This is a genomic window from Brevundimonas mediterranea (assembly GCF_011064825.1).
Taxonomy (GTDB): domain Bacteria; phylum Pseudomonadota; class Alphaproteobacteria; order Caulobacterales; family Caulobacteraceae; genus Brevundimonas; species Brevundimonas mediterranea_A.
Genome location: NZ_CP048751.1, coordinates 692835 through 712785 on the forward strand (window position 1 = coordinate 692835; position 19951 = coordinate 712785).

Genomic DNA, 19951 nt, shown 5'->3' on the forward strand with positions numbered 1-19951 from the left:
AGGGGGATCAGGCGGCGACCTGACGCTTGCCTAGGTGGATGCCGCACTCGACCTTGTCCATCCCCGGCCAGCGTCCGGCGCGCGCCTCTTCGTCGTCCTGAACCGCGCGCGTGCACGGCCAGCAGCCGATGGAGCGATAGCCCTGCTCGACCAGCGGGTGGCGCGGCAGGTCGTGCGCCTCCAGCCAGGCCTCGACGTCCTCGGCGTCCCAGTCGGCCAGCGGATTGATCCGCAGCACCCCGTCCAGCACCTCGAACGGCTTCAGCGCCGCCCGCGTCGCGGCCTGGTAGCGTTTGCGCCCGGTGATGACGGCGTTGAACCCAACGGTGGCGTGGGCCAGCGGCCGCACCTTCCTCAGGTCGCAGCAGGCGTCGGCGTCGGTCCGCCAAAGGTCGTTGCGCGCGTCCAGGGTCGCCTTCTCGTTCGCATCCGGCGTCACCAGCCGGACGTCGGTCAGGCCCAGGGCCTTGGTCAGTTGGATGCGATAGGACAGGGTCTGGAGGAAATGCTGGCCCGTCTCCAGGAAGACCACCGGCACGTCCCGGTCCGTCTCGGCCACGATGTGCAGCAGGGCCGCCGATTCCGCCCCGAACGAGGATATGGCGCCGACGCGCAGGCCCAGGGCCGGATCCAGCGCCGCCTTCAGGATCTCCGACGCATCCTTGCCCGCCGTCTCGCGGTTCAGCCGGTCGGCCAGGGCTTGCAGATCAGGGTCGTTCGACGCCGCCCGCCGCCTCTGCCAGATGGTCGGCGCCGGATCGACCGCCGGCTGGTACGACCCGCTGAAGGCCTGATCCATCCGCGCCCAGGCCGCCGTGTCCACGCCCGGCGCCAGCTCCACCGCGTCAAAGCCCGATCGCCGCAGGTGCCGCGCCTGGTCCGGCAAGACCTTGCCCGCCGCGATCAGCCGCCCGGCATAGCCCCGCTCGCGCAACACCGCCGCCAGCGAAAAGCCGCGCCCGTCGCGAAAGGCGTCGAACTTCAGCACCAGGACGTCGGTCGCGGCGGCGGCCGTCTCGACCTCCTCCAGCGGCGTGGTGACCGACAGCCGCGGTCCGTTCTGAACCCCTTCAAGCGTTTGCAGCATCGAGCGTCTCATAGATGGCGTCGCGGAAGGGATCGGGTCCGACACGGCGCACCGTGTCGATGAACCGCTCGCCCTCGGCGCGGATTTGCAGATAGCGATCCAGGGTCCGCTGTATGGCGGGCGCGACCTCGTCCGCCGGCAGGCTCTTGCCGACGATGTCGCCCAGGGACGCCTGTTCGTCGGGCGAACCGCCGACGGTGATCTGGTAGTATTCCTCGCCCTTCCGGTCGACGCCCAGCACGCCGATGTGGCCGACGTGGTGGTGGCCGCAGGCGTTGATGCACCCGCTCATATTGATCCGGACCGGCCCCAGCCGCTCCTGATAGTCCATGTCGGCCAGCCGCTTCGACAGGGCCTGGGCGACCGGAATCGACCGGGCGTTGGCCAGGCTGCAATAGTCCAGCCCCGGGCAGGCGATCACGTCGGTCGCCAGGTCGGCGTTGGCGGTCGCCAGTCCCGCCGCGTGCAGCGCCCGCCACAGCCTCGGCACATCGTCCAGCTTCACATGCGGCAGGACCAGATTCTGCTCATAGGCGGCGCGCAGTTCGTCGAAACCGTATCGCTCGGCCAGATCCGCCACCGCGTCCATCTGGTCCGCCGTGATGTCGCCCGGCACCCCGCCGACCGGTTTCAGCGACACCACCACCGAGGCGTAGCCCGCCTGGCGATGACGCCGCACATTGTTCCTTGCAAACCGGGCGAAGTCCGGATCGGCCAGCAGAGCGCGGTCGAACGGCGCGCTGGCCTTGGGCAGATCCTCGAACGGCGGCGGGGCGAAATAGGCCTTGATCCGCTCGGCCTCGTCTTCCGGGATCCGCAGATCTTCGTGGCGCAGGGTGGCGTAATGCTTGTCCACCTCCTCGCGGAAGGCCTCCAGCCCCACCGAAGCGACCAGGATCTTGATCCGCGCCTTATGGATATTGTCGCGCCGCCCCAGCAGGTTCCAGGCTCGCAGGATGGCGGTCAGATAGGCCAGCAGATCCGCCGCCGGCACGCTTGATGCGATCTCCTGCCCGATATGAGGCAGACGCCCCTGCCCCCCGCCGACGAAGACGCGGAAGGCGGTCCCTCCATCCTCGCCGCGCACGATCTGCAGCCCCACATCATGGGTGCGGATCGCCGCCCGATCCTTCTCGGCCCCGATCACCGCGATCTTGAACTTGCGCGGCAGGAAGCTGAACTCCGGGTGGATCGTCGACCACTGGCGGATGATCTCGCACCAGGGGCGCGGATCCTCGATCTCGTCGTCGGCGGCGCCGGCGAAGACATCGGTCGTGGTGTTGCGGATGCAGTTGCCCGAGGTCTGGATGGCGTGCATCTCGACCTCGGCCAGGTCGCTCAGGATCGCCGGCAGGTCGGTCAAGGCCGGCCAGTTGTACTGGATGTTCGTCCGCGTGGTGAAATGGCCGTAGCCCTTGTCATAGGTGCGGGCGATATGGGCCAGCTGGCGCATCTGCCGGCTGTTGAACGTCCCATAGGGAATGGCGACCCGCAGCATATAGGCGTGCAGTTGCAGATAGACCCCGTTCATCAGCCGCAGCGGCTTGAACTCGTCCTCGGTCAGGGCGCCCGACGCACGACGCGCCACCTGGTCGGAAAACTCCTCGACCCGTTCACGCACCAGGGCGTGGTCGAACTCGTCATAACGATACATCAGGCGGACTCCCGCACCAGGCTGCTGCCCACGGTCGGCCCGGTCGCGCGGATCCGCTCCTTCAGCCGGTCCCGGCCCGAGGGCGTGCGGTCCTGCACCTCGACTAGATAGGGATTGACGAAGATGTCCGGTCGCCCGGCGACCTCGGCCAACACGATCTCGGCCGTGGCGTCATCCAGGGTCGAGGCCTGGTCGAGGCCCTCCACCGGCTGATTGTCCACGCCCGCATAGATGACCCGGCCGTCCGACAGGCGGTTGGCGGTCACGATCTTCACGCCGCGACCTCCGCCCGCACGTCCAGCTGGGCCGCCGAGAACGCCGCCGTCTCGCCGACAAACAGCAGGGCCGGCCCGCTCAGGTCGGCGCCGCGCACCAGGGCGCCCAGCCCGTCCAGACGGCCGGTCAGAACCCGTTCGTCCGGCCGGCTGCCGTTCTCGACGATGGCCACCGGGGTCGAGCCCAGACGGCCCGCCGCCATCAGCTTGGCCGCCGTCTCCTCGGCCCGGTCCACCCCCATATAGATGGCCAGGGTATGACTGGGCCCAGCCAGTCGGGTCCAGTCGGCGTCGACGCCGCCAGGCTTGGCCTGGGCCGTCACGAAGGTCACGGCCTGGGCGTGGTCGCGGTGGGTCAGCGGAATCCCCGCCGAGGCCGCGCAGGCTAGGGCCGCCGTCACGCCCGGCACGACGAAGACCGGCACGCCCGCCGCCCGCATCGCCTCCAGCTCCTCGCCGCCGCGCCCGAAGACGAAGGGATCGCCGCCCTTCAGCCGCACGACCCGATGGCCCGCCTTGGCCTCCGCGATCATCAGGGCCTCGATCTGGTCCTGGGGCACCGAATGTTCGCCGCGCGCCTTGCCGACATACAGGCGTTTGGCGTCGCGCCGCGCCCGCTCCAGCACGGCGTCCGGCACCAGGCGGTCGTGAATAATGACGTCGGCGTCCTGCAGCACCCGAAGCGCCTTCAGGGTCAGCAGCTCCGGGTCGCCCGGCCCCGCCCCGACTATGTGGACCACGCCCTGTTCCGGCGCAGCCGAATTCAGCAGACGCAGCATCTCGCGCCGCGCCTCAGCCGTGCGGCCTGCCGCCGCCAGATCGGCCGCCGGTCCCCGGAAGGCCTTCTCCCAGAACCGACGCCTAGCCATGAAGTCGGGCACATTGGTCTTGACCGTGTCGCGCAACTCGCGCGCCAGCCGGGCCACATTGGCCAGACCCGCCGGCAGCACGCCCTCGATCCGCGAGCGCACGTCGCGCGCCAGAATGGGCGCCGATCCGCCGGTGGCGACCCCGATCACCACCTCATCCCGGTCAATCAGGGCCGGGGTCTGGAAGTCGCTCAGATGGGGCTTGTCCACCACATTGACCTGGGCCCCCGCCCCCCGCGCCAGGGCGCCCAGCCGCGTCAGCTCATCCGCATCATCCAGCGCCATGAAGACCAGCCGCGCACCCGCCAGATCGTCGGCCTCCGGCGTCCGCAGCACCGGCTCCGGCGCCGTCAACGGCGTCTCCATCTTCGGCGGCGCGCCGTCGGGCGCGAACCACAGCAGCTCGGCCGGCGTGTTCAGAAACAGTCGCAGCTTGGCCAGGGCGGGCTCGCCGCCGCCTATGATCACGATCTTGGCGGCCTCAAGCGGAATGGAGGCGAGAAATACACGCATCGTCTTGCTTTCAGGGCCGTCATCAGGGGAAGAAGGGACGACGGCAGGATGCGAACCATCGGCTTCCCCGCCCAGACCCGCAAACCAGATTGCCTTTGTCGCGCTGATAGGATTTCTAACGGCGATGGCCCGTTCCCTGCTCCCGCTCAACGCCCTCCGCGCCTTCGAGGCCGCCGCGCGTCACCTGAACTTCTCGCGCGCCGCCGACGAACTGTCGGTCACGCCGGGCGCCGTCAGCCAGCAGATCCGCCTGCTCGAGGACATCGTCGGCGGCCCCCTGTTCGTGCGCGAGGCGCGCGGGCTGCAGCTGACCGACCTGGGCCGATCCTCCGTCCCCCTGCTGCGCGAGGGATTCGAGCGGCTGATGGACGCCTCGGCCCTGCTGCGCGAACCGCCGCGCCGCAAACAGGTGTCGATCAGCATCGCCCCCGGCTTCGCCTCCAAATGGCTGATGCCGCGGATGGACGACTTCCACGCCGCCCATCCCGAGATCGAGCTGTGGATCTCCGCCGACATGGAGCCGGCCGACCTGACCGAGGGCAAGGTGGACCTGGCCGTCCGCTATGGTCCCGGCGACTATCCCGGCCTTACTGTGGACCGGTTGATGACCGAGACGGTCCTGCCCGTCTGCGCCCCGTCGCTGATGGACGGCGAACATGCGATCCGCAAACCCGCCGACCTGGTGCGCCACATTCTGCTGCACGACATGTCCAACGACGGCGACCCCAGCCGCCCCGACTGGGCCATGTGGCTGAAGGCGCGCGGCGTGCGCCACCCCGACCCGCGCCGCGGTTCGCGCTTCAACCAGTCCAGCCTGCTGATCGAGGCCGCCGTCTCCGGCCGCGGCGTCGCCCTGGCCAAACGCACCCTGGCCCAGGCGGACCTGGCCTCGGGCCGTCTAGTCGCCCCCTTCCCGGACGGCTCGGAAGCGGTCGGCTTCGCCTATTCCGTCGTCCAGCCCCGCGACCGCCCCCCCTCGCCCAGCGCCACCGCCTTCGTCGCCTGGCTGAAGCGGCAGGCGGTCGATCACGACAATACGATGGGTCAGCTTTAGGTCGCCGCAAACCTTGACTCCGGCGGCGGCCGGACCGACACGACCGCCCCATGATCACCCGCTATTCCCGCCCCGCCGCCGCCGCCATCTGGTCGCAAGAGACCAAGTACAAGATCTGGTTCGAGATCGAGGCCCATGCGGCGACCAAGATGGCCGAACTGGGCGTCATCCCCCAGGACGCGGCCGACGCCATCTGGGCCAAGGGCAAGGATGCGAGCTTCGACGCCGACCGCATCGACGAGATCGAGCGCACCACCAAACACGACGTCATCGCCTTCCTGACCCATGTGGCCGAGATCGTCGGCGACGAAGCCCGCTTCCTGCACCAGGGCATGACCTCGTCGGACGTGCTGGACACCTGTTTCGCGGTCCAGCTGGCCCGCTCGTCGGACCTGTTGATCGACGGCGTGGACCGGGTTCTGGCCGCGCTGGAGACCCGCGCCAAGGAGCATAAATACACCCCGACCGTCGGCCGCAGCCACGGCATCCACGCCGAGCCCGTGACCTTCGGCCTGAAGCTGGCCGGCTATCACGCCGAGTTCCAGCGCGCCAAACGCCGCCTGATCACCGCCAAGGAAGAGATCGCCACCTGCGCCATCTCCGGCGCCGTCGGCACCTTCGCCAATGTCGATCCGGCCGTCGAACAGTACGTCGCCGACAAGATGGGGCTTCAGGTCGAGCCGGTCTCCACCCAGGTCATCCCGCGCGACCGCCACGCCGCCTTCTTCGCCGCCCTGGGCGTCGTCGCCAGCTCGGTCGAACGCCTCGCCATCGAGATCCGCCACCTGCAGCGCACCGAGGTGCTGGAAGCGGAAGAATTCTTCGACAAGGGCCAGAAGGGCTCGTCGGCCATGCCGCACAAGCGCAACCCGATCCTGACGGAAAACCTGACCGGCCTGGCCCGTCTGGTCCGTTCGGCCGTGACCCCGGCGATGGAAAACGTCGCCCTGTGGCACGAGCGGGACATCAGCCACTCGTCGGTCGAGCGCGGCATCGGTCCCGACGCCACCATCCACCTGGACTTCGCCCTGCAGCGTCTGGCCAATGTGGTCGAGCGTCTGAACGTCTATCCCGAGAACATGCAGGCCAATATCGACCGCCTGGGCGGTCTGGTGCATTCGCAACGCGTCATGCTGGCCCTGACCCAGGCGGGCATCTCGCGCGAGGCCGCCTATGCCGCCGTGCAGGAGAACGCCATGAAGGTCTGGCGCGGCGAAGGCGCCTTCCTGGACTTCCTCAAGGCCGACGAACGCGTCACCCTGCCCGCCGAACAGCTCGAGGCCCTGTTCGACCTCGGCTATCACACCAAGAATGTGGACGTGGTGTTCAAGCGGGTGTTCGGCGAGGGGTGATCTTCAGTATTGAAAATCGCACCGATTTTCGTACTCTATCACTATGCAACGGGTCGAAGCCTCTGTCGCGGTCAGCGTCTCTGACCTGAAGAAGAGCCCCAGCGCCGTCATGGACGACGCGGCGGGCCAGACCGTGGCCGTGCTGAACCACAATCGGGTCATGGCCTATATGGTCCCCGCCGCCGCCTACGAGGCGATGGTCGAACGCCTGGACGATCTGGCGCTGATCGAGACCATCCGCCAGCGGCAGGACGAGACGCCGGTGCGCGTCTCGCTCGATGCCCTTTGATCTTCAGTTCCTCCCCTCCGCGCTGAAGGAGTGGGAGAAACTGGGCGCGCCGGTTCGGGCCCAGTTCAAGACGAAGCTGGCCGAGAGGCTGGAATATCCGCGTGTTCCGAAGGATGCGCTTCACGGGATGCGCGATCACTACAAGATCAAGCTGCGCGACGCCGGATATCGGCTGGTCTATCGGGTCGAGGACGCAATCGTCACGGTGACCGTCGTCGCGGTGGGCAGACGCGACCGCAGCCAGGTGTATCGGGACGCGGCGCGTCGGCACGAATGACCAAACACGCCTTCTCCCCCGTCGTCGATGCAGACGCCTGCCTGCTGATCCTCGGCAGCCTGCCCGGCGACGCCTCGCTGAAGGCGGCCCAATACTACGCCCACCCGCGCAACGGCTTCTGGCCCTTGATCGGCGGCGTGCTGGACGAGCCCCTGACCGCCCTGCCCTACCCCGACCGCCTGGACCGGTTGAAGGCGTGCGGCGTCGGCCTGTGGGACGTGATCGCCTCGGCCCAACGTTCCGGCAGTCTGGACGCGGCGATCAAGTCGCCCGAGGCGGCCGATCTTCGCGGACTGATCCAGAGCCTGCCGAAACTGCGCGCCGTGGCCTTCAACGGCGGCCTGGCGGCCAAGCTGGGAAGACGGATCCTCGCCGACCTCGACGGCGTGACCCTGATCGATCTGCCGTCCTCCAGCCCCGCCCATGCAATATCCTTGTCGGCAAAGGCGGCGAACTGGGCCATACTGGGTGACTTTCTCCCGGATAAGCCTGCCGCCTGATGATCCTGACCCTTTCCTGCCCCGACCGCCACGGCATCGTCGCGGCCGTGTCCGCCTTCCTGCTGGAGCGGGACGCCAATATCTCGGACGCCCAACAGTTCGGCGACGCCTCCAGCGCCACCTTCTTCATGCGGGTGGTGTTCGAACCGGCCGACGGCGACGCCCTGGCCGCCATCCACGCCGCCTTCACGCCGCTTGCCGACCGTTTCGCCATGGACTGGACCCTGCGAGGACCGGAGCCGCGCAAGGTGATGATCCTGACGTCCAAATTCGATCACTGTCTGGCGGACCTGCTGTACCGCTGGCGGATCGACGAACTGCCGATGGAGGTGACGGCCGTGGTCTCCAACCACCCCCGCGAAATGATCGGCCATGTCGATCTGGGCGACCTGCTTTTCCACCATCTGCCGGTCAGCGCCGCCGACAAGCCGGCGCAGGAGGCGGAACTGCTGCGCCTGATCGAATCCACCGGCACGGAACTGGTCGTTCTGGCGCGCTACATGCAGATCCTGTCCGACGATCTCAGCCGCCGGCTGGAGGGACGCTGCATCAATATCCACCACTCCTTCCTGCCCGGCTTCAAGGGCGCCCGCCCCTATCACCAGGCCCATGCGCGCGGGGTGAAGGTGATCGGCGCCACCGCCCACTATGTCACGCCCGACCTAGACGAAGGCCCTATCATCGAACAGGATGTAGAGCGGATCAGCCACCGCGACACGCCGGAAGATTTGATCCGTAAAGGTCGTGATATCGAACGTCGAGTTCTGGCCCGCGCGGTGCGACGCCATCTGGAAGATCGCGTTTTGCTGCACGGCACAAAGACGGTCGTGTTCGAAGACTGAACGGTCAAGCTGCGCTATCTTGTCGCGCGACACGCATCCTTTAGGTCATGCCGAACGTAACCTTGTCGTGACCGCAACAAAGCGGGCCAATAGGGAACGAAACTCCATGACCAATATTCGCACGCTCATGCTCGTCGCCGTATCCGGCGGGGCGCTGATGGCGCTCGGCGCCTGCAACAACAACGAAACCACCACGCCCGCAGACTCCACCGCCATGGCCCCGGCCGAAGGCGCGGCCATGGCCCCGATGGCGGCCGATCCCATGGTGGGCGGCGCGGCCATGAGCCCGAACGAGACCATCGTCGCCAATGCGTCCAAGGCCTCGAACCTGTCCACCCTGGTCGCCGCCGTTCAGGCCGCCGGCCTGGTCGAGACGCTTCAGGGCCCAGGCCCCTTCACCGTCTTCGCCCCCGACAACGCCGCCTTTGACAAGATTCCCGAGGCCACCCGCACCGCCCTGATGCAACCGGCCATGAAGGCCGATCTGACCAAGATCCTGACCTATCATGTGGTCGCCGGCCGTCTGACCGCCGCCGACATCGCCAGCCAGGCCCAGGCCAACGGCGGGACCGCGACCCTGGAGACGGTTCAGGGCGAGGAACTGAAGGTCGCGGCCGGTCCGAACGACACCTGGGTCATCACCGACGCCAAGGGCGGCAAGTCCACCATCACCCAGGCCGACGTGGCCCAGTCGAACGGCGTGGTCCACGTCGTCGATGCGGTTCTGATGCCGTAAAAAATAATTACAGTCCGGTCGGAACGGGCTGAAACCAAATCTCGCGCGCCGTGTTCTTCAGGGGCGCGAGACGCACAGTACGCCGGGTGAGACATCCCCCAACGTCCCCGGCAAAAAGAAAGGGCCGCACTTTCCCCCGGGTGCGGCCCTTTCGAATTCTCAAACCCGCCCTTAGGCCGGGTGTCTACTCCCCGGCGCGAATCTGCTCGCGCGCGATGGAGGCCAGTTCGTCGATCTTGGAGCGAATCTCGCCTTCCGACACCGACAGGCCCGAGGCCTTGAAGTCGCCGGCGACCTTGCGGAACACGTCCTCGTCGCCGGGCTGCTCCATGTCGGCGCGCACGATGGCCGCCGCGTACTGGTCGCTGCTTTCAGCCGACAGGCCCATCTTCTCGGCCGCCCACAGGCCCAACATCTTGTTGCGCCGGGCGATGGCCTTGAATTCCTGCTCCTGATCGAGGGCGAACTTGGCCTCGTAGCCTTTTTCCCGATCGTCGAAGGTCGTCATGTCGCTCAGCATAGCTCCGAACGCCCCGCTAACCTCGGGGCAAGCGCCGTCTATAGCCCGACCGCGCCTGAACGCAACATGACTTCCGTCGCATCCCCTCCTCCTCCCTCCCGCATTCCGGTTTCGCCTCATTTGTATCGGAGGCCGCGTTCGGCTAAGGAGTCGCCGAACGAGATTGACTGCCCGAACGATTCCGAAACGCGCCGCCAGGACCGGGTCTTCCCCTTTCCATCATGGCCGCGCGATTTTTGTTTTTGGAGGGCGCCCGTAGGCCGGGACCGGAATATGAACAGCAAGCGCAAGAAGATTTACGAAGGCAAGGCCAAGATCCTGTACGAAGGACCCGAGCCCGGCACCCTGATCCAGTACTTCAAGGACGACGCCACCGCGTTCAACGCGCAGAAGAAGGCGGTCCTCGAAGGCAAGGGCGTGGTCAACAACCAGATCAGCGAATTCATCATGTCGCGCCTGAACGGCATCGGCGTGACCAACCACTTCATCAAGCGCCTGAACCTGCGCGAGCAGCTGATCCGCGAAGTCGAGATCATTCCGCTGGAAGTCGTCTGCCGCAACATCGTCGCCGGCTCGATGAGCCAGCGTCTGGGCATCGAGGAAGGCACCCCCCTGCCCCGCTCGATCATCGAATTCTACTACAAGAAGGACGAGCTCAACGACCCGATGGTCACCGAAGAGCATATCACCGCCTTCAACTGGGCCTCGACCCAGGAACTGGATGACATCCTGGCCATGACGGTGCGGGTGAACGACTATCTGTCGGGCATGTTCGGCGCCGTCGGCATCACCCTGGTCGACTTCAAGATCGAGTTCGGCCGCATCTGGGAAAACGACTTCAGCCGCGTCATCCTGGCCGACGAAATCAGCCCGGACAGCTGCCGCCTGTGGGACGCCACGACCGGCGAGAAGATGGACAAGGACCGCTTCCGCCGCGATCTGGGCAATGTCATCGAAAGCTACACCGAAGTCGCGCGTCGACTGGGCATCATGAAGGGCATGCCGACGGTGATTCAGGGAGGGCTGCACTAGTGGCTAAGGTCAAGGTTCACGTCTTCCTCAAGCCCGGCGTCCTGGACGTCCAGGGCAAGGCCGTCGAAGGCGCCCTGCAGGGTCTGGGCTGGACCGGCGTGTCGAACGCCCGCGTCGGCAAGCTGATCGAGTTCGACCTCGACGGCGTTGCAGACCCCCAGGCCGAGGCCAAGAAGATGTGCGAGCAACTGCTCGCCAACACGGTGATCGAAGGCTACCGCATCGAGGCGGCGTAAAGCCGCCGCCTCATCGGCACAGATAGTCCCGCGTCAGCGGCACGGCCTCCGGCCGCTTCGTCAGCTGAAGCTGGAACACCATCTGGCCCAGTTCGCGAAAGGCGACCTCGCTGACCGCGAGATAGAATTCCCACATCCGGCAGAACCGCTCGTCGTACATGGCCCGGGCCTCGTCGCGGCGGGCCAGGAAACGCGTGCGCCACGCCCTCAGCGTCTCGGCGTAGTGCAGGCGCAACACCTCCATGTCCGTGACCCACAGGCCGGCGCGCTCGATGGCGGGCAGCACCTCGGACAGGGCGGGGATATAGCCGCCGGGGAAGACGTATTTGCGGATCCACGGCTGGGTGCGGCTGGGCGGCCCCTTGCGGCCGATGGAATGGATCACCGCCACCCCGTCGTCAGTCAGCAGCCGCGCGACCGTATCGAAATACGCCTGATAGTTCGGCGCGCCCACGTGTTCGAACATGCCGACGGAAACGATCCGGTCGAACGGCTCGTTCAGGTCGCGATAGTCCTGCAGCCGGAAATCGGCTTTGTCGGCCAGCCCCCGCTCGGCCGCCCGCGCATTGGCGGTGCGGTGCTATTCCGTCGACAGGGTGACGCCGGTGACATGCGCGCCCGCCTCGGCCAGCGACAGGCCCAGACCGCCCCAGCCGCAACCGATGTCCAGCGCCCTCTGGCCCGGCGACAGCACCAGCTTGTCGATCAGCCGCCGCTTCTTGGCGACCTGCGCCTGCTCCAGCGTCGCCTCGGGCGTCTCGAAATAGGCGCAGGAATACTGCAGGTCGGCGTCCAGGAAGAGGCGGTAGAAGTCCACCGTCAGGTCATAGTGGTGATGTACGTTCGCCCGGGCGTGGGCGCGGTCGTTGGCCTGTTCGATCGCCCGGCGCAGACGCCAGCCCGGGCCCAGACGTCGCGACGTCTTGGCCAGTTGGGAGGCGGCGAGCGCCAGGAAGTCATAGATGGACCCGCCCTCGATCCGAAGCGCGCCGGCCATATAGGCCTCGCCCAGTTTCAGCTCGGGGTTCGAACCGATCGCCAGCGCCGTCCGCGCGTCGTCGATGACGACGGTCAGTTCCGGCGTTCCGGGACCAGCCGTCAGCGTGCGGCCGCCAGGAAGCCGGACGGCGATCGACCGTGTCCGGAACGTCCTGTCGATCAGGGACTGAAGCATCCGACCCGCCTTGGCTTGACCGCATCTGCATTACAGCTAGTGACAGAATGTCGCAGTGCAACGCCCCGGCGCCCGACGCCGTTTAACTGGCGATCACGAAACGGAGAGACGTCGATGACCTTCACCCTCACATCCCGGGATATTCAGGACGGCGGCGTCCTGCCCGACGCCCAGGTTCACGCCAAGGGGAACACTTCGCCGCACCTCGCCTGGTCAGGCGCGCCCGAGGGGACCAGGAGCTACGCCGTCACCTGCTATGACCCCGACGCCCCGACCGGTTCCGGCTTCTGGCACTGGACCGTGGCCAACATCCCCGCCGATGTGACCGAACTCGCAACCGGCGCCGGCTCGCCCGGCGGCCATCTGCCGCTCAGCGCCGTCCAGGGGCGCACCGACTACGGCAAGGCCGGCTTCGGCGGCGCCGCTCCGCCCCCCGGCCACGGTCCGCACCGCTATATCTTCACCGTCTTCGCCGTGGACGTGGACCGGCTGGACGTGACCGCCGACGATTCCGGCGCCGTCTTCGGTTTCAACCTGCATTTCCACACCCTGACCAAGACCTCGATCACGGCGACCTACGAAAACCGCGGCTGAGGCGTTGATCCAAGGAGGAGGCTCCTTATGTTGCATCGCAATATTCCCCTCCCCCTTTACGGATAGCTTTCATGGCCGCTGGCGGCGCCGTCGTCGATTCCGACGTCACCAACGAACCCATGACCGCCGGACGGGTGGCTCTGGTGCTGGTCGCCCTGGCCATGGGCGGCTTCGCCATCGGCGTGACCGAGTTCGCGGCCATGAGCATCCTGCCCGACTTCGCCGCCGGCCTGAGCGTCGACGCCCCGGCCGCCGGCCATGTCATCAGCGCCTACGCCGCCGGCGTCGTGGTCGGCGCGCCGATTCTGGCCGTGCTGGGCGCACGCAGCCCGCGCTGGCTGCTGCTGATCGGCTTCATGGCCCTGTTCGCCGTCGGCAACGGCCTGTCGGCCCTGGCGCCGACCTATGAATGGATGCTGGTCTTCCGCTTCCTCAGCGGCATGCCGCACGGCGCCTATTTCGGCGTGGCGGCCCTGGTCGCAGCGTCGGTCGTGCCGCTGCATCTCCGCACCCGGGCCGTCTCGACCGTCCTGATGGGTCTGACGGTCGCCACGGTCATCGGCGTGCCCTTCGCCAATATGATCAGCCACGCTTTCGGCTGGCGCTGGACCTTCGCCATCGTCAGCGTCCTGGCGGTGACCACCATGGGTCTGGTCGCCCTGTTCGCCCCGCGCGACCCGGCCCATCCGGACGCCAGTCCCGTGCGCGAACTGGGCGCCCTGAAGCGGAGCCAGGTCTGGCTGACCCTGGGCGTCGGCGCCGTCGGCTTCGGGGGCATGTTCGCCGTCTACGCCTATCTGGCATCGACCCTTCAGGCCGTGACCGGCGTGGGGCCGGAAATCATGCCCTGGGTCTTCGCCGTCTTCGGCGTCGGCATGTTCCTGGGCAATATCCTGGGGGCCTGGGCCGCCGACCGGGTCGGCTTCCCGGCGGCGGGCGGCCTTCTGCTGTGGAGCGCCGCGGCCCTGGCCCTCTATCCCTTCGCCGCCCCGCACCTGTGGGCCGTCATGATCGTCGTCTTCCTGATCGGCGGCGGCGGCGGCCTGGGCTCGGTGCTGCAGACCCGGCTGATGGACGTCGCCGGCGACGCCCAGACCCTGGCCGCCGCCCTGAACCACTCGGCCTTCAATACCGCCAACGCCATCGGCCCCCTGCTGGGCGGCATGGCCATCGCGGCCGGCTACGGCTGGACCTCGACCGGCTGGGTCGGCGTCGGGCTGTCGCTGGGCGGCTTCGCGATCTTCGTGGCGGCGTGGGCGGAGGGACGGAGACGCGCCGCGTCCAAGCGTTTGGCGTAACCACAGTTTATGGTAGTATGAACTCATGGCCGACGTCACCAACGACCTCATCTACGAAGTGCTGAAGTCCATGCAGACACGCCTGGACCGGATCGACGGCAATGTCGCCGGCGTGAGAGGCGAACTTCAGGCCATGCGCCTCCACCTCAACGGCCTGAACCAGGACGTCTCCAACCTGTATCAGATTGTCGATCGTCAGGACGCCCGCCTCGGCCGGATCGAGACCCGCCTCGGACTTCTTGAACCCGCGCACTGACATTTCCCGAAAACGGTGCTAGAGGCCCGCGCCATGAGCGCAGCCGTCATCGTCTTCCCCGGTTCCAACTGTGATCGCGACTGCAAGGTCGCCGTCGAACGCTCCACTGGCGAGCCCGTCTCCATGGTCTGGCACGCCGAGACCGAACTGCCTTCGGGCCTGGACCTGATCGTCATTCCCGGCGGCTTCTCTTACGGCGACTATCTGCGCTGCGGCGCCATGGCGGCCCAGTCGCCGGTGATGCAGGCGGTCAAGAAGGCCGCAGACGACGGCGTCGCCGTGGTCGGCATCTGCAACGGCTTCCAGATCCTGTGCGAGGCCGGCATGCTGCCCGGCGCCCTGCTGCGCAACAAGGGGCTGAAATACGTCTGCAAGCCCATCGCCCTGACTGTCTCCAACGGCCAGACCCGCTTCACCGCCGGCTATCAGGGCCAGCGCGAGGTGGTCATGACCCAGGGCAACGGCGACGGAAACTTCTTCGCAGACGCTGAGACCCTGGCCCGGATCGAGGGCGAGGGCCAGGTGGTCTTCCGCTACGTCGAGAACCCGAACGGCTCGGTCAACGACATCGCCGGCATCCAGAATGCGAGCGGCAATGTGCTCGGCATGATGCCCCACCCCGACCGCGCCTTCGAGGCCGAACTGGGCTCCGCCGACGGCGCCGTGCTGTTCCAGAGCATTTACGCGGCGGCTTGACGGCAATCTGTCGTTGAGGCGAAGTAGCGCAATGCTTCGCTCCATCTCCGCCGTCCTGTTCCTTTGCCTGTCATCCTCTGCAGCCTGGGCTCAAGAGGCCTCGCAGCCCCCCGCGCCGGGTGATTCCGCACGGGAGGATTGGACCTTGGCGCGTCTTCCCGAGCACGACGCCGTGGTGGCTGCCATTGGTTTTACGTCCGGCCTCAATCTCATCGCGAGGTGTCAGGGCGGCGTGTACGATCTGATGATCAACGGCCTGCCGGACGCGCCCAAGAATCAGCCGACACGAGAGCTGGGGATTCAGGTCGGCGATGAAGGCGAATCAAAAACGACAGTCTGGACGGTAGGATCGCAGCGAACGATGGCGTTCAGTCGCATCCCCGCCCTGGTCGCGCGGGACCTGGCTGAAGGCGGAAAGCTGCAGGTCGTGATTCCGGCTGACCGCCCGGGTGGTCCGCGCACCCGCTACGTCATGGATGTAGAGCCCTCCAGCCAGGCCATCGCCGAAACCCTGACGGCCTGCGGCCGCCCTGTCATCGACCCGCGCGAGGAGCGTGCAGATCAGATCGAAGGCAACGGCCAGGACGGGCTGCCCGCCGCCGTGATGTGGCGGACCATGCCTCGCCCCACCTTTCCGGAATCGGTCAGGGGCCGAAGCCCCCGCATGGGCTATGTCGTGCTTTCGTGCGTCGCCGAGGACGACGGCGGCCTGACCGAGTGCGTGACGGAGAGCGAGCAACCGCCCGGCTACCATCTGGGCTTGGCGGTTCAAAGATCTCTTCCGCGCGCGCGCCTGAAGCTGACGGACGAAGCCGCGGCCAGCGGGCGGCCTTTGGCAGGCCGCCTGATCGTGTTCAGCGTGAACTTCATAATGGAAAACTGACGGATCTTCGGCCCGGTCAGGTCCCCAGCTTCGGCGTCGCCCCGCCCCCGGCGTCGATGGCGTCGAACAGGGCGCGGATCAGCCCTCGCTCTTCCTCGGTGATCTCGGGCTTCCAGACGTCGAAGATCAATATCGTCCGGTCTTGGTCGCTGTCGTTCCAGGCCTCATGCTCGATCGTGTCGTCGAACGCCCAGGCCTTGCCTTCCTCCCACTGACGCAGGTCCGACCCCACCCGGAACCAGGATCCCGGCGGCGCCACAAGCGGCAGGTGGCAGATGAGACGGGTGTTGATCAGGCCGTGATGCGGCGGGATGCGCGCGCGCCGCCAGTTTCGAGAACAGGATCGACGGCGACCGCCCGGGAATGATGCTCAGCGGCGCGGCCTCCAGCGCCTTGAGCGTCTGCGGGCACCGCGCGGCGACCTCGGGAACCACCGCGCCGTCCTTCCACAGGAAGACCGCGCTCCAGGAGGGGTTTTCCAGCATCCCCGCCTGTCCGCTGCGCGGTCGGTTCGAACGGTCCTCGACATAGGGTGCGAACAGGGCGGGTTCCGCCAGAACCGCCTCCAGTTCGGCGCGGATGGCGGGCGCCGCCGCCTCGATCTCCGCCAGCCAGGGCGTATCGGCGCGGGGCTGGAACTGGACCTGCGGCAGGCCCGGAAACAGATAGAATTTCGGCTGCTGGTGATACAGTGGCTTGCGCCCGGTCAGCAGGTCGAGCGACAGGGCGAACCGCGCGCTGGACTGGGCTTCGTCAAATCCGCGCGCCTTGATCCCGGCCAGAAGCTCCTCCTCGAACCGGCGCCTCATGTCCGCCAGCGCCTGTTGCACCCGCCGCAACTCGCCCTTCAGTTCGGGATCTGCGCCGCGCTGTTGCGCACTCGCCAAGGCCGCGCCGTAAAAGCTCGAGGCGGACCGCGCATCGCCCCGGGCGGCCAGGGCGTCGCCCTTGAGAATGGCCCCCAGGACATTGCGTCCATCGACACCCAGCACCCGCTCCGCCGCCGCGAGCGCCGCGTCGGAATCTCCGCCCGCTCTAGCGGACAGGGCGTGCTGAAGAAGGGTCTCCAGAGCGACAGGGGCGTCTGCGTTCATGCGCTGCATGAACGACGATCATCGAACCGCCGTCAAGCAGACAGGGACGCGCTCACTCCGGGCGCGCCGCCTGTCCGTTCTCCAGGTCTTCGTCCTCGTCGGCCGTGACCACGCCGCCCGGATCGCGTTGGGCGGCCAATTCGCGGGCGCCGACGCCCTGACCGTGTTCGATGGCGAGATTGGCTTCGACCTCGTTGGTTTCGAAGATGGGTGTTTCGTCGTCGCGGTCAGCCATGGTCATCTCCAGTTCGTGTGGGCTTGAACAACCGACCACACGACAGGCGGTTCCTCTAGCGCCCCAGGAAGGGGTCCAGACTGGCGCGCGACAAGGGACGAAAGACCAGGAACCGCCCATCGACCGTCAGGGTCACCTCGTGCGCCTGCGGCCGCTGCAGCAGCGCCGGATCGTCCAGCGACACGGCGCGACCCGAAGCAATATGTCGCGCGTCCAGGGCGGGCGTGATCGGCCTGCCGTTCGCCGCGGCCAGGGCCGACAGAAAGCGGCGCACCTCCAACGCCTGCTGCTCGGGCGTCAGCGCCTGGCGAACGCGCGCCCAGGCGTCCTGCGACGGCTGGGTGAGAACGACGGTCGCTCCACTTGTCTGGGCGTGGCCCACGCCTGCGACGGCCGATGCGGCCATGGCGGTCAGGCAGAAAATCCAGCGTCCGGCGGCGTTCGTCATGCCCGATGACAAGCAGCACAGAGGGCGTGGCGCAGGCAAGCTTCACTTTTCACGTTGCAACGGTGAACCTTACCACCGTCCGGCGCGTACATTCCACCTGAACACCGTCGTATCGGAATCCGCATGTCCTCGATCCTTCGTCCCACGCCCGCCCAGCGGACCCGCCGACTGGTGGTGCTGGCCGCCGCCGTCTTCGCCATCGTGGTCCCGCTGGTCCAGAACCTGGCTGGCCTGGGCCTGACCCAGGCCGAGTTCGCTGCGGATGGAAACAGCACCTTGCGGGTCGCCGGCTACGCCTTCTCGATCTGGGGCCTGATCTATCTGGGCGTCCTGGCCTACGCCGTCCGCCAGGTCCTGCCCCAGACCGGCGAGAGCCCTCTGATCAACCGGATGGGCTGGCCGTCGGCCGTGGCCTTCTTCGGCATCGGCATGTGGATCGTCGTCGCCGCCCTGAACCTGAAGGCGGCCAGCGTCATCGTCATCTTCGCTTCGTTGATCGCCCTGCTCGCGCCGCTGGTGGCCTATTCGGGCTCCATACGCGCGCTCAGCCGAACGGATCGCGACCGACTGCTGCTGGTCTGGCCCCTGGCGGCGCTCGCGGGCTGGCTGACAGTGGCCGCGCCGCTGAACCTGATCACCACCCTGACCGCCTTCGAGGCCCTGTCGACGGCGTTGTCGCCAAGCGCCTGGGCCATCCTGGCCATCATCGTGACCACCGGCGTCGCCCTGGCGGTGACCGCCAGCCTGCGGACCCTCGCCTATCCCCTGCCCACAGCCTGGGGCCTGCTGGGCGCCTTCGTCGCCGAACAGACCGACAAGCCCGCCGTCGCCTTCACCGCCCTGGCCGGCGCCATCGTCCTGCTGGTCGGCGGGGTGCTGCTGGCCTTCCGGCTGAAGCCGGGGGTCGAGCGTTAGGGCTTCTTGCCGGGCGTCACGGGCGTATCAATCGCCGCATCTTCCCCGGCGCCGACGTCAAAGGCGCCGGCCTCCTGAAAGCCGACGCTGCCGATTCCGGTCGCCTGTCCGGTCAGCCGCTGCCGACGGCTGATCATCGCCTGCTCGGGCGCGGCCTTGTCCATCTCGCGCGTCATGGCGGGATCATTGGACCGATCCATCTGCTGGCCGGTGGCCGGCGTGACCTTTGTCGAGGGGGTGGAGGACATCAGATGCCCTCCCCCTCGTCTTTGACTTCGGCTTCGTTCTGGGCCTGCTCGGCCATGGCCGAGGCGCCGGCGTCGTCGGCCGCAATCTCGGGCAAGTCTTCATCTTCAGGGGTCGCGGCGGGGTCGATGGGGGTGTCGGTCATGGTGAACTCCGTGTTGCTACACACGAAATGACGCCCAGCCTCTGGACGTTCCCCCCTACTCAGATCGTGATCGCCACGTCCGTCTTCGAAAAGTCTTCGCCCTTGAACAGCAGGGGCTCGCTGCTGCTCAGGCTCAGCGCATAGGCGAAACAGTCGCCATAGTTCAGCCGCGCCGGACGCCGCCCCTTGCCGAACCGCACCATGGCCTCGCAGGCGATCCGCATCTGCGCCTGATCGACCGGGACCAGATCCAGCCGGTACTCCTGTTCAAGACGATCCAGCACGGGCCGGGCGTCCACGCCGAGCCGGGACGTCAGCACCGCCGCCAGTTCCGCCCAGGTCGCGACACTGACCCGGCGCGTCGTCGCCGAACGGATCCGTTCGTCGAACGCGGCCGCTTCCGGCTCTCTCAGAACAATGGCGACGAAGGCCGAGGTGTCGACGACCATCAGCGCGGCAGACCGTGCTCGTCGTACATTTCGTCGTCGACTTCCTGAAGAGAGCGACCGTCGCCGGGCGGCAGGGTCCGCAGATAGGCGAACAAGGCCTCGCGCTTGCTCGCCCGCTCCGCCGCGCCCTCTTCGGCGGTCAGTTCCTTCCAGGTCTTGTCCAGGGCGATGTCGATGGCCTCGGTCAGACTGACCCCCAGCCGCTCGGCGACGGCGCGCGCCTTGCGCTCCGTCTCGGCGCGCTTGATGCTGAGGCCCATTCTAGAACTCCCAAAATACTGT

Annotated in this window: 26 protein-coding genes and 2 pseudogenes; 15 read left to right on the forward strand and 13 right to left on the reverse strand. The window is 67.4% G+C overall.

The features are described 5' to 3' along the window. Positions 1-7: 7 nt before the first annotated feature. The 4 genes from GYM46_RS03415 to cysG are packed head-to-tail and all read right to left on the reverse strand — an operon-like array spanning position 8 to position 4398. Entirely contained in the window at positions 8-1087 is a 1080-nt protein-coding gene (locus GYM46_RS03415) for a phosphoadenylyl-sulfate reductase (RefSeq protein WP_008259014.1), read from the reverse strand. Continuing rightward, positions 1071-2741 carry a nitrite/sulfite reductase gene (locus tag GYM46_RS03420; protein ID WP_008264342.1) on the reverse strand — a complete coding sequence of 557 codons (1671 nt, stop codon included), beginning with the start codon at positions 2739-2741 and terminating at the stop codon, positions 1071-1073. The genes GYM46_RS03415 and GYM46_RS03420 overlap by 17 nt, the downstream gene beginning before the upstream one ends. Further along, on the reverse strand, positions 2741-3016 hold the full coding sequence (locus tag GYM46_RS03425; protein WP_040349276.1) for a DUF2849 domain-containing protein: 276 nt from the start codon (positions 3014-3016) through the stop codon (positions 2741-2743). Before GYM46_RS03425 ends, GYM46_RS03420 begins: the two co-directional genes overlap by 1 nt. Next, positions 3013-4398: a siroheme synthase CysG gene (cysG, locus tag GYM46_RS03430; protein WP_008263762.1), complete on the reverse strand. Its 1386-nt coding sequence runs from the start codon at positions 4396-4398 to the stop codon at positions 3013-3015. Before cysG ends, GYM46_RS03425 begins: the two co-directional genes overlap by 4 nt. A 124-nt stretch (positions 4399-4522) precedes the next feature. On the opposite strand from cysG, the gene gcvA reads away from it, so the two are divergent. The 7 genes from gcvA (at position 4523) to GYM46_RS03465 (ending at position 9448) form a co-directional block, all read left to right on the forward strand. Next, the gene (gene gcvA / locus GYM46_RS03435; RefSeq protein ID WP_008261515.1) at positions 4523-5452 is read left to right on the forward strand and encodes a transcriptional regulator GcvA; all 930 of its coding nucleotides are present in this window, start codon (positions 4523-4525) and stop codon (positions 5450-5452) included. A 50-nt stretch (positions 5453-5502) separates the two neighbouring features. After that, a complete protein-coding gene (gene purB, locus GYM46_RS03440) occupies positions 5503-6804 on the forward strand; it encodes an adenylosuccinate lyase (RefSeq protein WP_008264378.1) in 1302 nt (433 codons plus the stop codon). Positions 6805-6847: 43 nt separating this feature from the next. Beyond that, positions 6848-7093 carry a type II toxin-antitoxin system Phd/YefM family antitoxin gene (locus GYM46_RS03445; protein WP_008261500.1) on the forward strand — a complete coding sequence of 82 codons (246 nt, stop codon included), beginning with the start codon at positions 6848-6850 and terminating at the stop codon, positions 7091-7093. Beyond that, positions 7083-7370, forward strand: coding sequence for a type II toxin-antitoxin system RelE family toxin (locus tag GYM46_RS03450; protein ID WP_008261032.1), 288 nt, complete (start codon positions 7083-7085; stop codon positions 7368-7370). Before GYM46_RS03445 ends, GYM46_RS03450 begins: the two co-directional genes overlap by 11 nt. Continuing rightward, entirely contained in the window at positions 7367-7870 is a 504-nt protein-coding gene (locus GYM46_RS03455; RefSeq protein ID WP_008258747.1) for a DNA-deoxyinosine glycosylase, read from the forward strand. Before GYM46_RS03450 ends, GYM46_RS03455 begins: the two co-directional genes overlap by 4 nt. Then, a complete protein-coding gene (gene purU / locus GYM46_RS03460; protein ID WP_008261825.1) occupies positions 7870-8712 on the forward strand; it encodes a formyltetrahydrofolate deformylase in 843 nt (280 codons plus the stop codon). Before GYM46_RS03455 ends, purU begins: the two co-directional genes overlap by 1 nt. A 106-nt stretch (positions 8713-8818) precedes the next feature. Then, positions 8819-9448 carry a fasciclin domain-containing protein gene (locus tag GYM46_RS03465; RefSeq protein ID WP_008261651.1) on the forward strand — a complete coding sequence of 210 codons (630 nt, stop codon included), beginning with the start codon at positions 8819-8821 and terminating at the stop codon, positions 9446-9448. A gap of 184 nt (positions 9449-9632) precedes the next feature. Here GYM46_RS03465 and GYM46_RS03470 read toward each other — a convergent pair whose 3' ends face one another. Next, positions 9633-9956, reverse strand: coding sequence for a DUF1476 domain-containing protein (locus GYM46_RS03470; protein WP_196066380.1), 324 nt, complete (start codon positions 9954-9956; stop codon positions 9633-9635). Positions 9957-10241: 285 nt separating this feature from the next. On the opposite strand from GYM46_RS03470, the gene purC reads away from it, so the two are divergent. Then, positions 10242-11000 (forward strand): phosphoribosylaminoimidazolesuccinocarboxamide synthase, encoded by a 759-nt coding sequence (gene purC / locus GYM46_RS03475; protein ID WP_008263270.1) that lies wholly within the window; start codon positions 10242-10244, stop codon positions 10998-11000. Further along, entirely contained in the window at positions 11000-11236 is a 237-nt protein-coding gene (gene purS / locus GYM46_RS03480) for a phosphoribosylformylglycinamidine synthase subunit PurS (protein WP_008260221.1), read from the forward strand. Before purC ends, purS begins: the two co-directional genes overlap by 1 nt. Positions 11237-11246: 10 nt before the next feature. Here purS and GYM46_RS03485 read toward each other — a convergent pair. Beyond that, a pseudogene (locus GYM46_RS03485) lies at positions 11247-12410 on the reverse strand (class I SAM-dependent methyltransferase). 114 nt (positions 12411-12524) lie between these two features. Between GYM46_RS03485 and GYM46_RS03490 the strand changes: the two are divergent. From GYM46_RS03490 to GYM46_RS03510, 5 genes are all read left to right on the forward strand, one after another. Next, positions 12525-13004: a YbhB/YbcL family Raf kinase inhibitor-like protein gene (locus GYM46_RS03490; RefSeq protein WP_008261374.1), complete on the forward strand. Its 480-nt coding sequence runs from the start codon at positions 12525-12527 to the stop codon at positions 13002-13004. 71 nt (positions 13005-13075) lie between these two features. After that, the gene (locus tag GYM46_RS03495; protein ID WP_008264286.1) at positions 13076-14302 is read left to right on the forward strand and encodes an MFS transporter; all 1227 of its coding nucleotides are present in this window, start codon (positions 13076-13078) and stop codon (positions 14300-14302) included. A gap of 25 nt (positions 14303-14327) precedes the next feature. Continuing rightward, positions 14328-14558, forward strand: a complete 231-nt coding sequence (locus tag GYM46_RS03500; protein ID WP_008262274.1) for a hypothetical protein — start codon at positions 14328-14330, stop codon at positions 14556-14558. Positions 14559-14591: 33 nt separating this feature from the next. Beyond that, positions 14592-15254, forward strand: coding sequence for a phosphoribosylformylglycinamidine synthase subunit PurQ (gene purQ, locus GYM46_RS03505; RefSeq protein WP_040349274.1), 663 nt, complete (start codon positions 14592-14594; stop codon positions 15252-15254). A gap of 145 nt (positions 15255-15399) precedes the next feature. After that, entirely contained in the window at positions 15400-16137 is a 738-nt protein-coding gene (locus GYM46_RS03510; protein ID WP_156796402.1) for a hypothetical protein, read from the forward strand. 166 nt (positions 16138-16303) lie between these two features. Here the strand turns inward: GYM46_RS03510 and GYM46_RS03515 are convergent. The 3 genes and pseudogenes from GYM46_RS03515 to GYM46_RS03525 form a co-directional block, all read right to left on the reverse strand. Continuing rightward, a pseudogene (locus GYM46_RS03515) lies at positions 16304-17240 on the reverse strand (aspartyl/asparaginyl beta-hydroxylase domain-containing protein); the annotation flags it as partial. A gap of 43 nt (positions 17241-17283) precedes the next feature. Continuing rightward, entirely contained in the window at positions 17284-17466 is a 183-nt protein-coding gene (locus tag GYM46_RS03520) for a hypothetical protein (protein ID WP_154726307.1), read from the reverse strand. 55 nt (positions 17467-17521) lie between these two features. After that, positions 17522-17914 carry a hypothetical protein gene (locus GYM46_RS03525; protein ID WP_008263920.1) on the reverse strand — a complete coding sequence of 131 codons (393 nt, stop codon included), beginning with the start codon at positions 17912-17914 and terminating at the stop codon, positions 17522-17524. A gap of 123 nt (positions 17915-18037) precedes the next feature. Between GYM46_RS03525 and GYM46_RS03530 the strand changes: the two genes are divergently transcribed. Next, positions 18038-18829 (forward strand): hypothetical protein, encoded by a 792-nt coding sequence (locus tag GYM46_RS03530; protein WP_008262651.1) that lies wholly within the window; start codon positions 18038-18040, stop codon positions 18827-18829. On the opposite strand, the gene GYM46_RS03535 is transcribed toward GYM46_RS03530, so the two are convergent. Genes GYM46_RS03535 through GYM46_RS03550 form a run of 4 tightly spaced genes read right to left on the reverse strand, consistent with a single transcriptional unit; the run spans position 18826 to position 19929 of the window. Then, on the reverse strand, positions 18826-19077 hold the full coding sequence (locus tag GYM46_RS03535) for a hypothetical protein (protein ID WP_008259943.1): 252 nt from the start codon (positions 19075-19077) through the stop codon (positions 18826-18828). The genes GYM46_RS03530 and GYM46_RS03535 overlap by 4 nt on opposite strands. Continuing rightward, positions 19077-19220 (reverse strand): hypothetical protein, encoded by a 144-nt coding sequence (locus tag GYM46_RS03540; RefSeq protein ID WP_008260671.1) that lies wholly within the window; start codon positions 19218-19220, stop codon positions 19077-19079. The genes GYM46_RS03535 and GYM46_RS03540 overlap by 1 nt, the downstream gene beginning before the upstream one ends. Before the next feature lie 59 nt (positions 19221-19279). Beyond that, positions 19280-19669 carry a type II toxin-antitoxin system VapC family toxin gene (locus GYM46_RS03545; RefSeq protein ID WP_008261384.1) on the reverse strand — a complete coding sequence of 130 codons (390 nt, stop codon included), beginning with the start codon at positions 19667-19669 and terminating at the stop codon, positions 19280-19282. Next, positions 19669-19929 carry a type II toxin-antitoxin system VapB family antitoxin gene (locus GYM46_RS03550; RefSeq protein WP_008262398.1) on the reverse strand — a complete coding sequence of 87 codons (261 nt, stop codon included), beginning with the start codon at positions 19927-19929 and terminating at the stop codon, positions 19669-19671. The genes GYM46_RS03545 and GYM46_RS03550 overlap by 1 nt, the downstream gene beginning before the upstream one ends. Between the last annotated feature and the right edge of the window lie 22 nt (positions 19930-19951).

Excerpts from the sequence above, each read along its gene's own strand:
- GYM46_RS03415 (WP_008259014.1), bottom strand. The coding sequence starts at position 1,087 with ATGCTGCAAACGCTTGAAGGGGTTCAGAACGGACCGCGGCTGTCGGTC.
- GYM46_RS03420 (WP_008264342.1), bottom strand. The coding sequence starts at position 2,741 with ATGTATCGTTATGACGAGTTCGACCACGCCCTGGTGCGTGAACGGGTC.
- cysG (WP_008263762.1), bottom strand. The coding sequence starts at position 4,398 with ATGCGTGTATTTCTCGCCTCCATTCCGCTTGAGGCCGCCAAGATCGTG.
- gcvA (WP_008261515.1), top strand. The coding sequence starts at position 4,523 with ATGGCCCGTTCCCTGCTCCCGCTCAACGCCCTCCGCGCCTTCGAGGCC.
- purB (WP_008264378.1), top strand. The coding sequence starts at position 5,503 with ATGATCACCCGCTATTCCCGCCCCGCCGCCGCCGCCATCTGGTCGCAA.
- GYM46_RS03445 (WP_008261500.1), top strand. The coding sequence starts at position 6,848 with ATGCAACGGGTCGAAGCCTCTGTCGCGGTCAGCGTCTCTGACCTGAAG.
- GYM46_RS03450 (WP_008261032.1), top strand. The coding sequence starts at position 7,083 with ATGCCCTTTGATCTTCAGTTCCTCCCCTCCGCGCTGAAGGAGTGGGAG.
- GYM46_RS03455 (WP_008258747.1), top strand. The coding sequence starts at position 7,367 with ATGACCAAACACGCCTTCTCCCCCGTCGTCGATGCAGACGCCTGCCTG.
- purU (WP_008261825.1), top strand. The coding sequence starts at position 7,870 with ATGATCCTGACCCTTTCCTGCCCCGACCGCCACGGCATCGTCGCGGCC.
- GYM46_RS03465 (WP_008261651.1), top strand. The coding sequence starts at position 8,819 with ATGACCAATATTCGCACGCTCATGCTCGTCGCCGTATCCGGCGGGGCG.
- GYM46_RS03470 (WP_196066380.1), bottom strand. The coding sequence starts at position 9,956 with ATGACGACCTTCGACGATCGGGAAAAAGGCTACGAGGCCAAGTTCGCC.
- purC (WP_008263270.1), top strand. The coding sequence starts at position 10,242 with ATGAACAGCAAGCGCAAGAAGATTTACGAAGGCAAGGCCAAGATCCTG.
- GYM46_RS03490 (WP_008261374.1), top strand. The coding sequence starts at position 12,525 with ATGACCTTCACCCTCACATCCCGGGATATTCAGGACGGCGGCGTCCTG.
- GYM46_RS03495 (WP_008264286.1), top strand. The coding sequence starts at position 13,076 with ATGGCCGCTGGCGGCGCCGTCGTCGATTCCGACGTCACCAACGAACCC.
- GYM46_RS03500 (WP_008262274.1), top strand. The coding sequence starts at position 14,328 with ATGGCCGACGTCACCAACGACCTCATCTACGAAGTGCTGAAGTCCATG.
- purQ (WP_040349274.1), top strand. The coding sequence starts at position 14,592 with ATGAGCGCAGCCGTCATCGTCTTCCCCGGTTCCAACTGTGATCGCGAC.
- GYM46_RS03520 (WP_154726307.1), bottom strand. The coding sequence starts at position 17,466 with ATGGCTGACCGCGACGACGAAACACCCATCTTCGAAACCAACGAGGTC.
- GYM46_RS03525 (WP_008263920.1), bottom strand. The coding sequence starts at position 17,914 with ATGACGAACGCCGCCGGACGCTGGATTTTCTGCCTGACCGCCATGGCC.
- GYM46_RS03530 (WP_008262651.1), top strand. The coding sequence starts at position 18,038 with ATGTCCTCGATCCTTCGTCCCACGCCCGCCCAGCGGACCCGCCGACTG.
- GYM46_RS03535 (WP_008259943.1), bottom strand. The coding sequence starts at position 19,077 with ATGTCCTCCACCCCCTCGACAAAGGTCACGCCGGCCACCGGCCAGCAG.
- GYM46_RS03540 (WP_008260671.1), bottom strand. The coding sequence starts at position 19,220 with ATGACCGACACCCCCATCGACCCCGCCGCGACCCCTGAAGATGAAGAC.
- GYM46_RS03545 (WP_008261384.1), bottom strand. The coding sequence starts at position 19,669 with ATGGTCGTCGACACCTCGGCCTTCGTCGCCATTGTTCTGAGAGAGCCG.
- GYM46_RS03550 (WP_008262398.1), bottom strand. The coding sequence starts at position 19,929 with ATGGGCCTCAGCATCAAGCGCGCCGAGACGGAGCGCAAGGCGCGCGCC.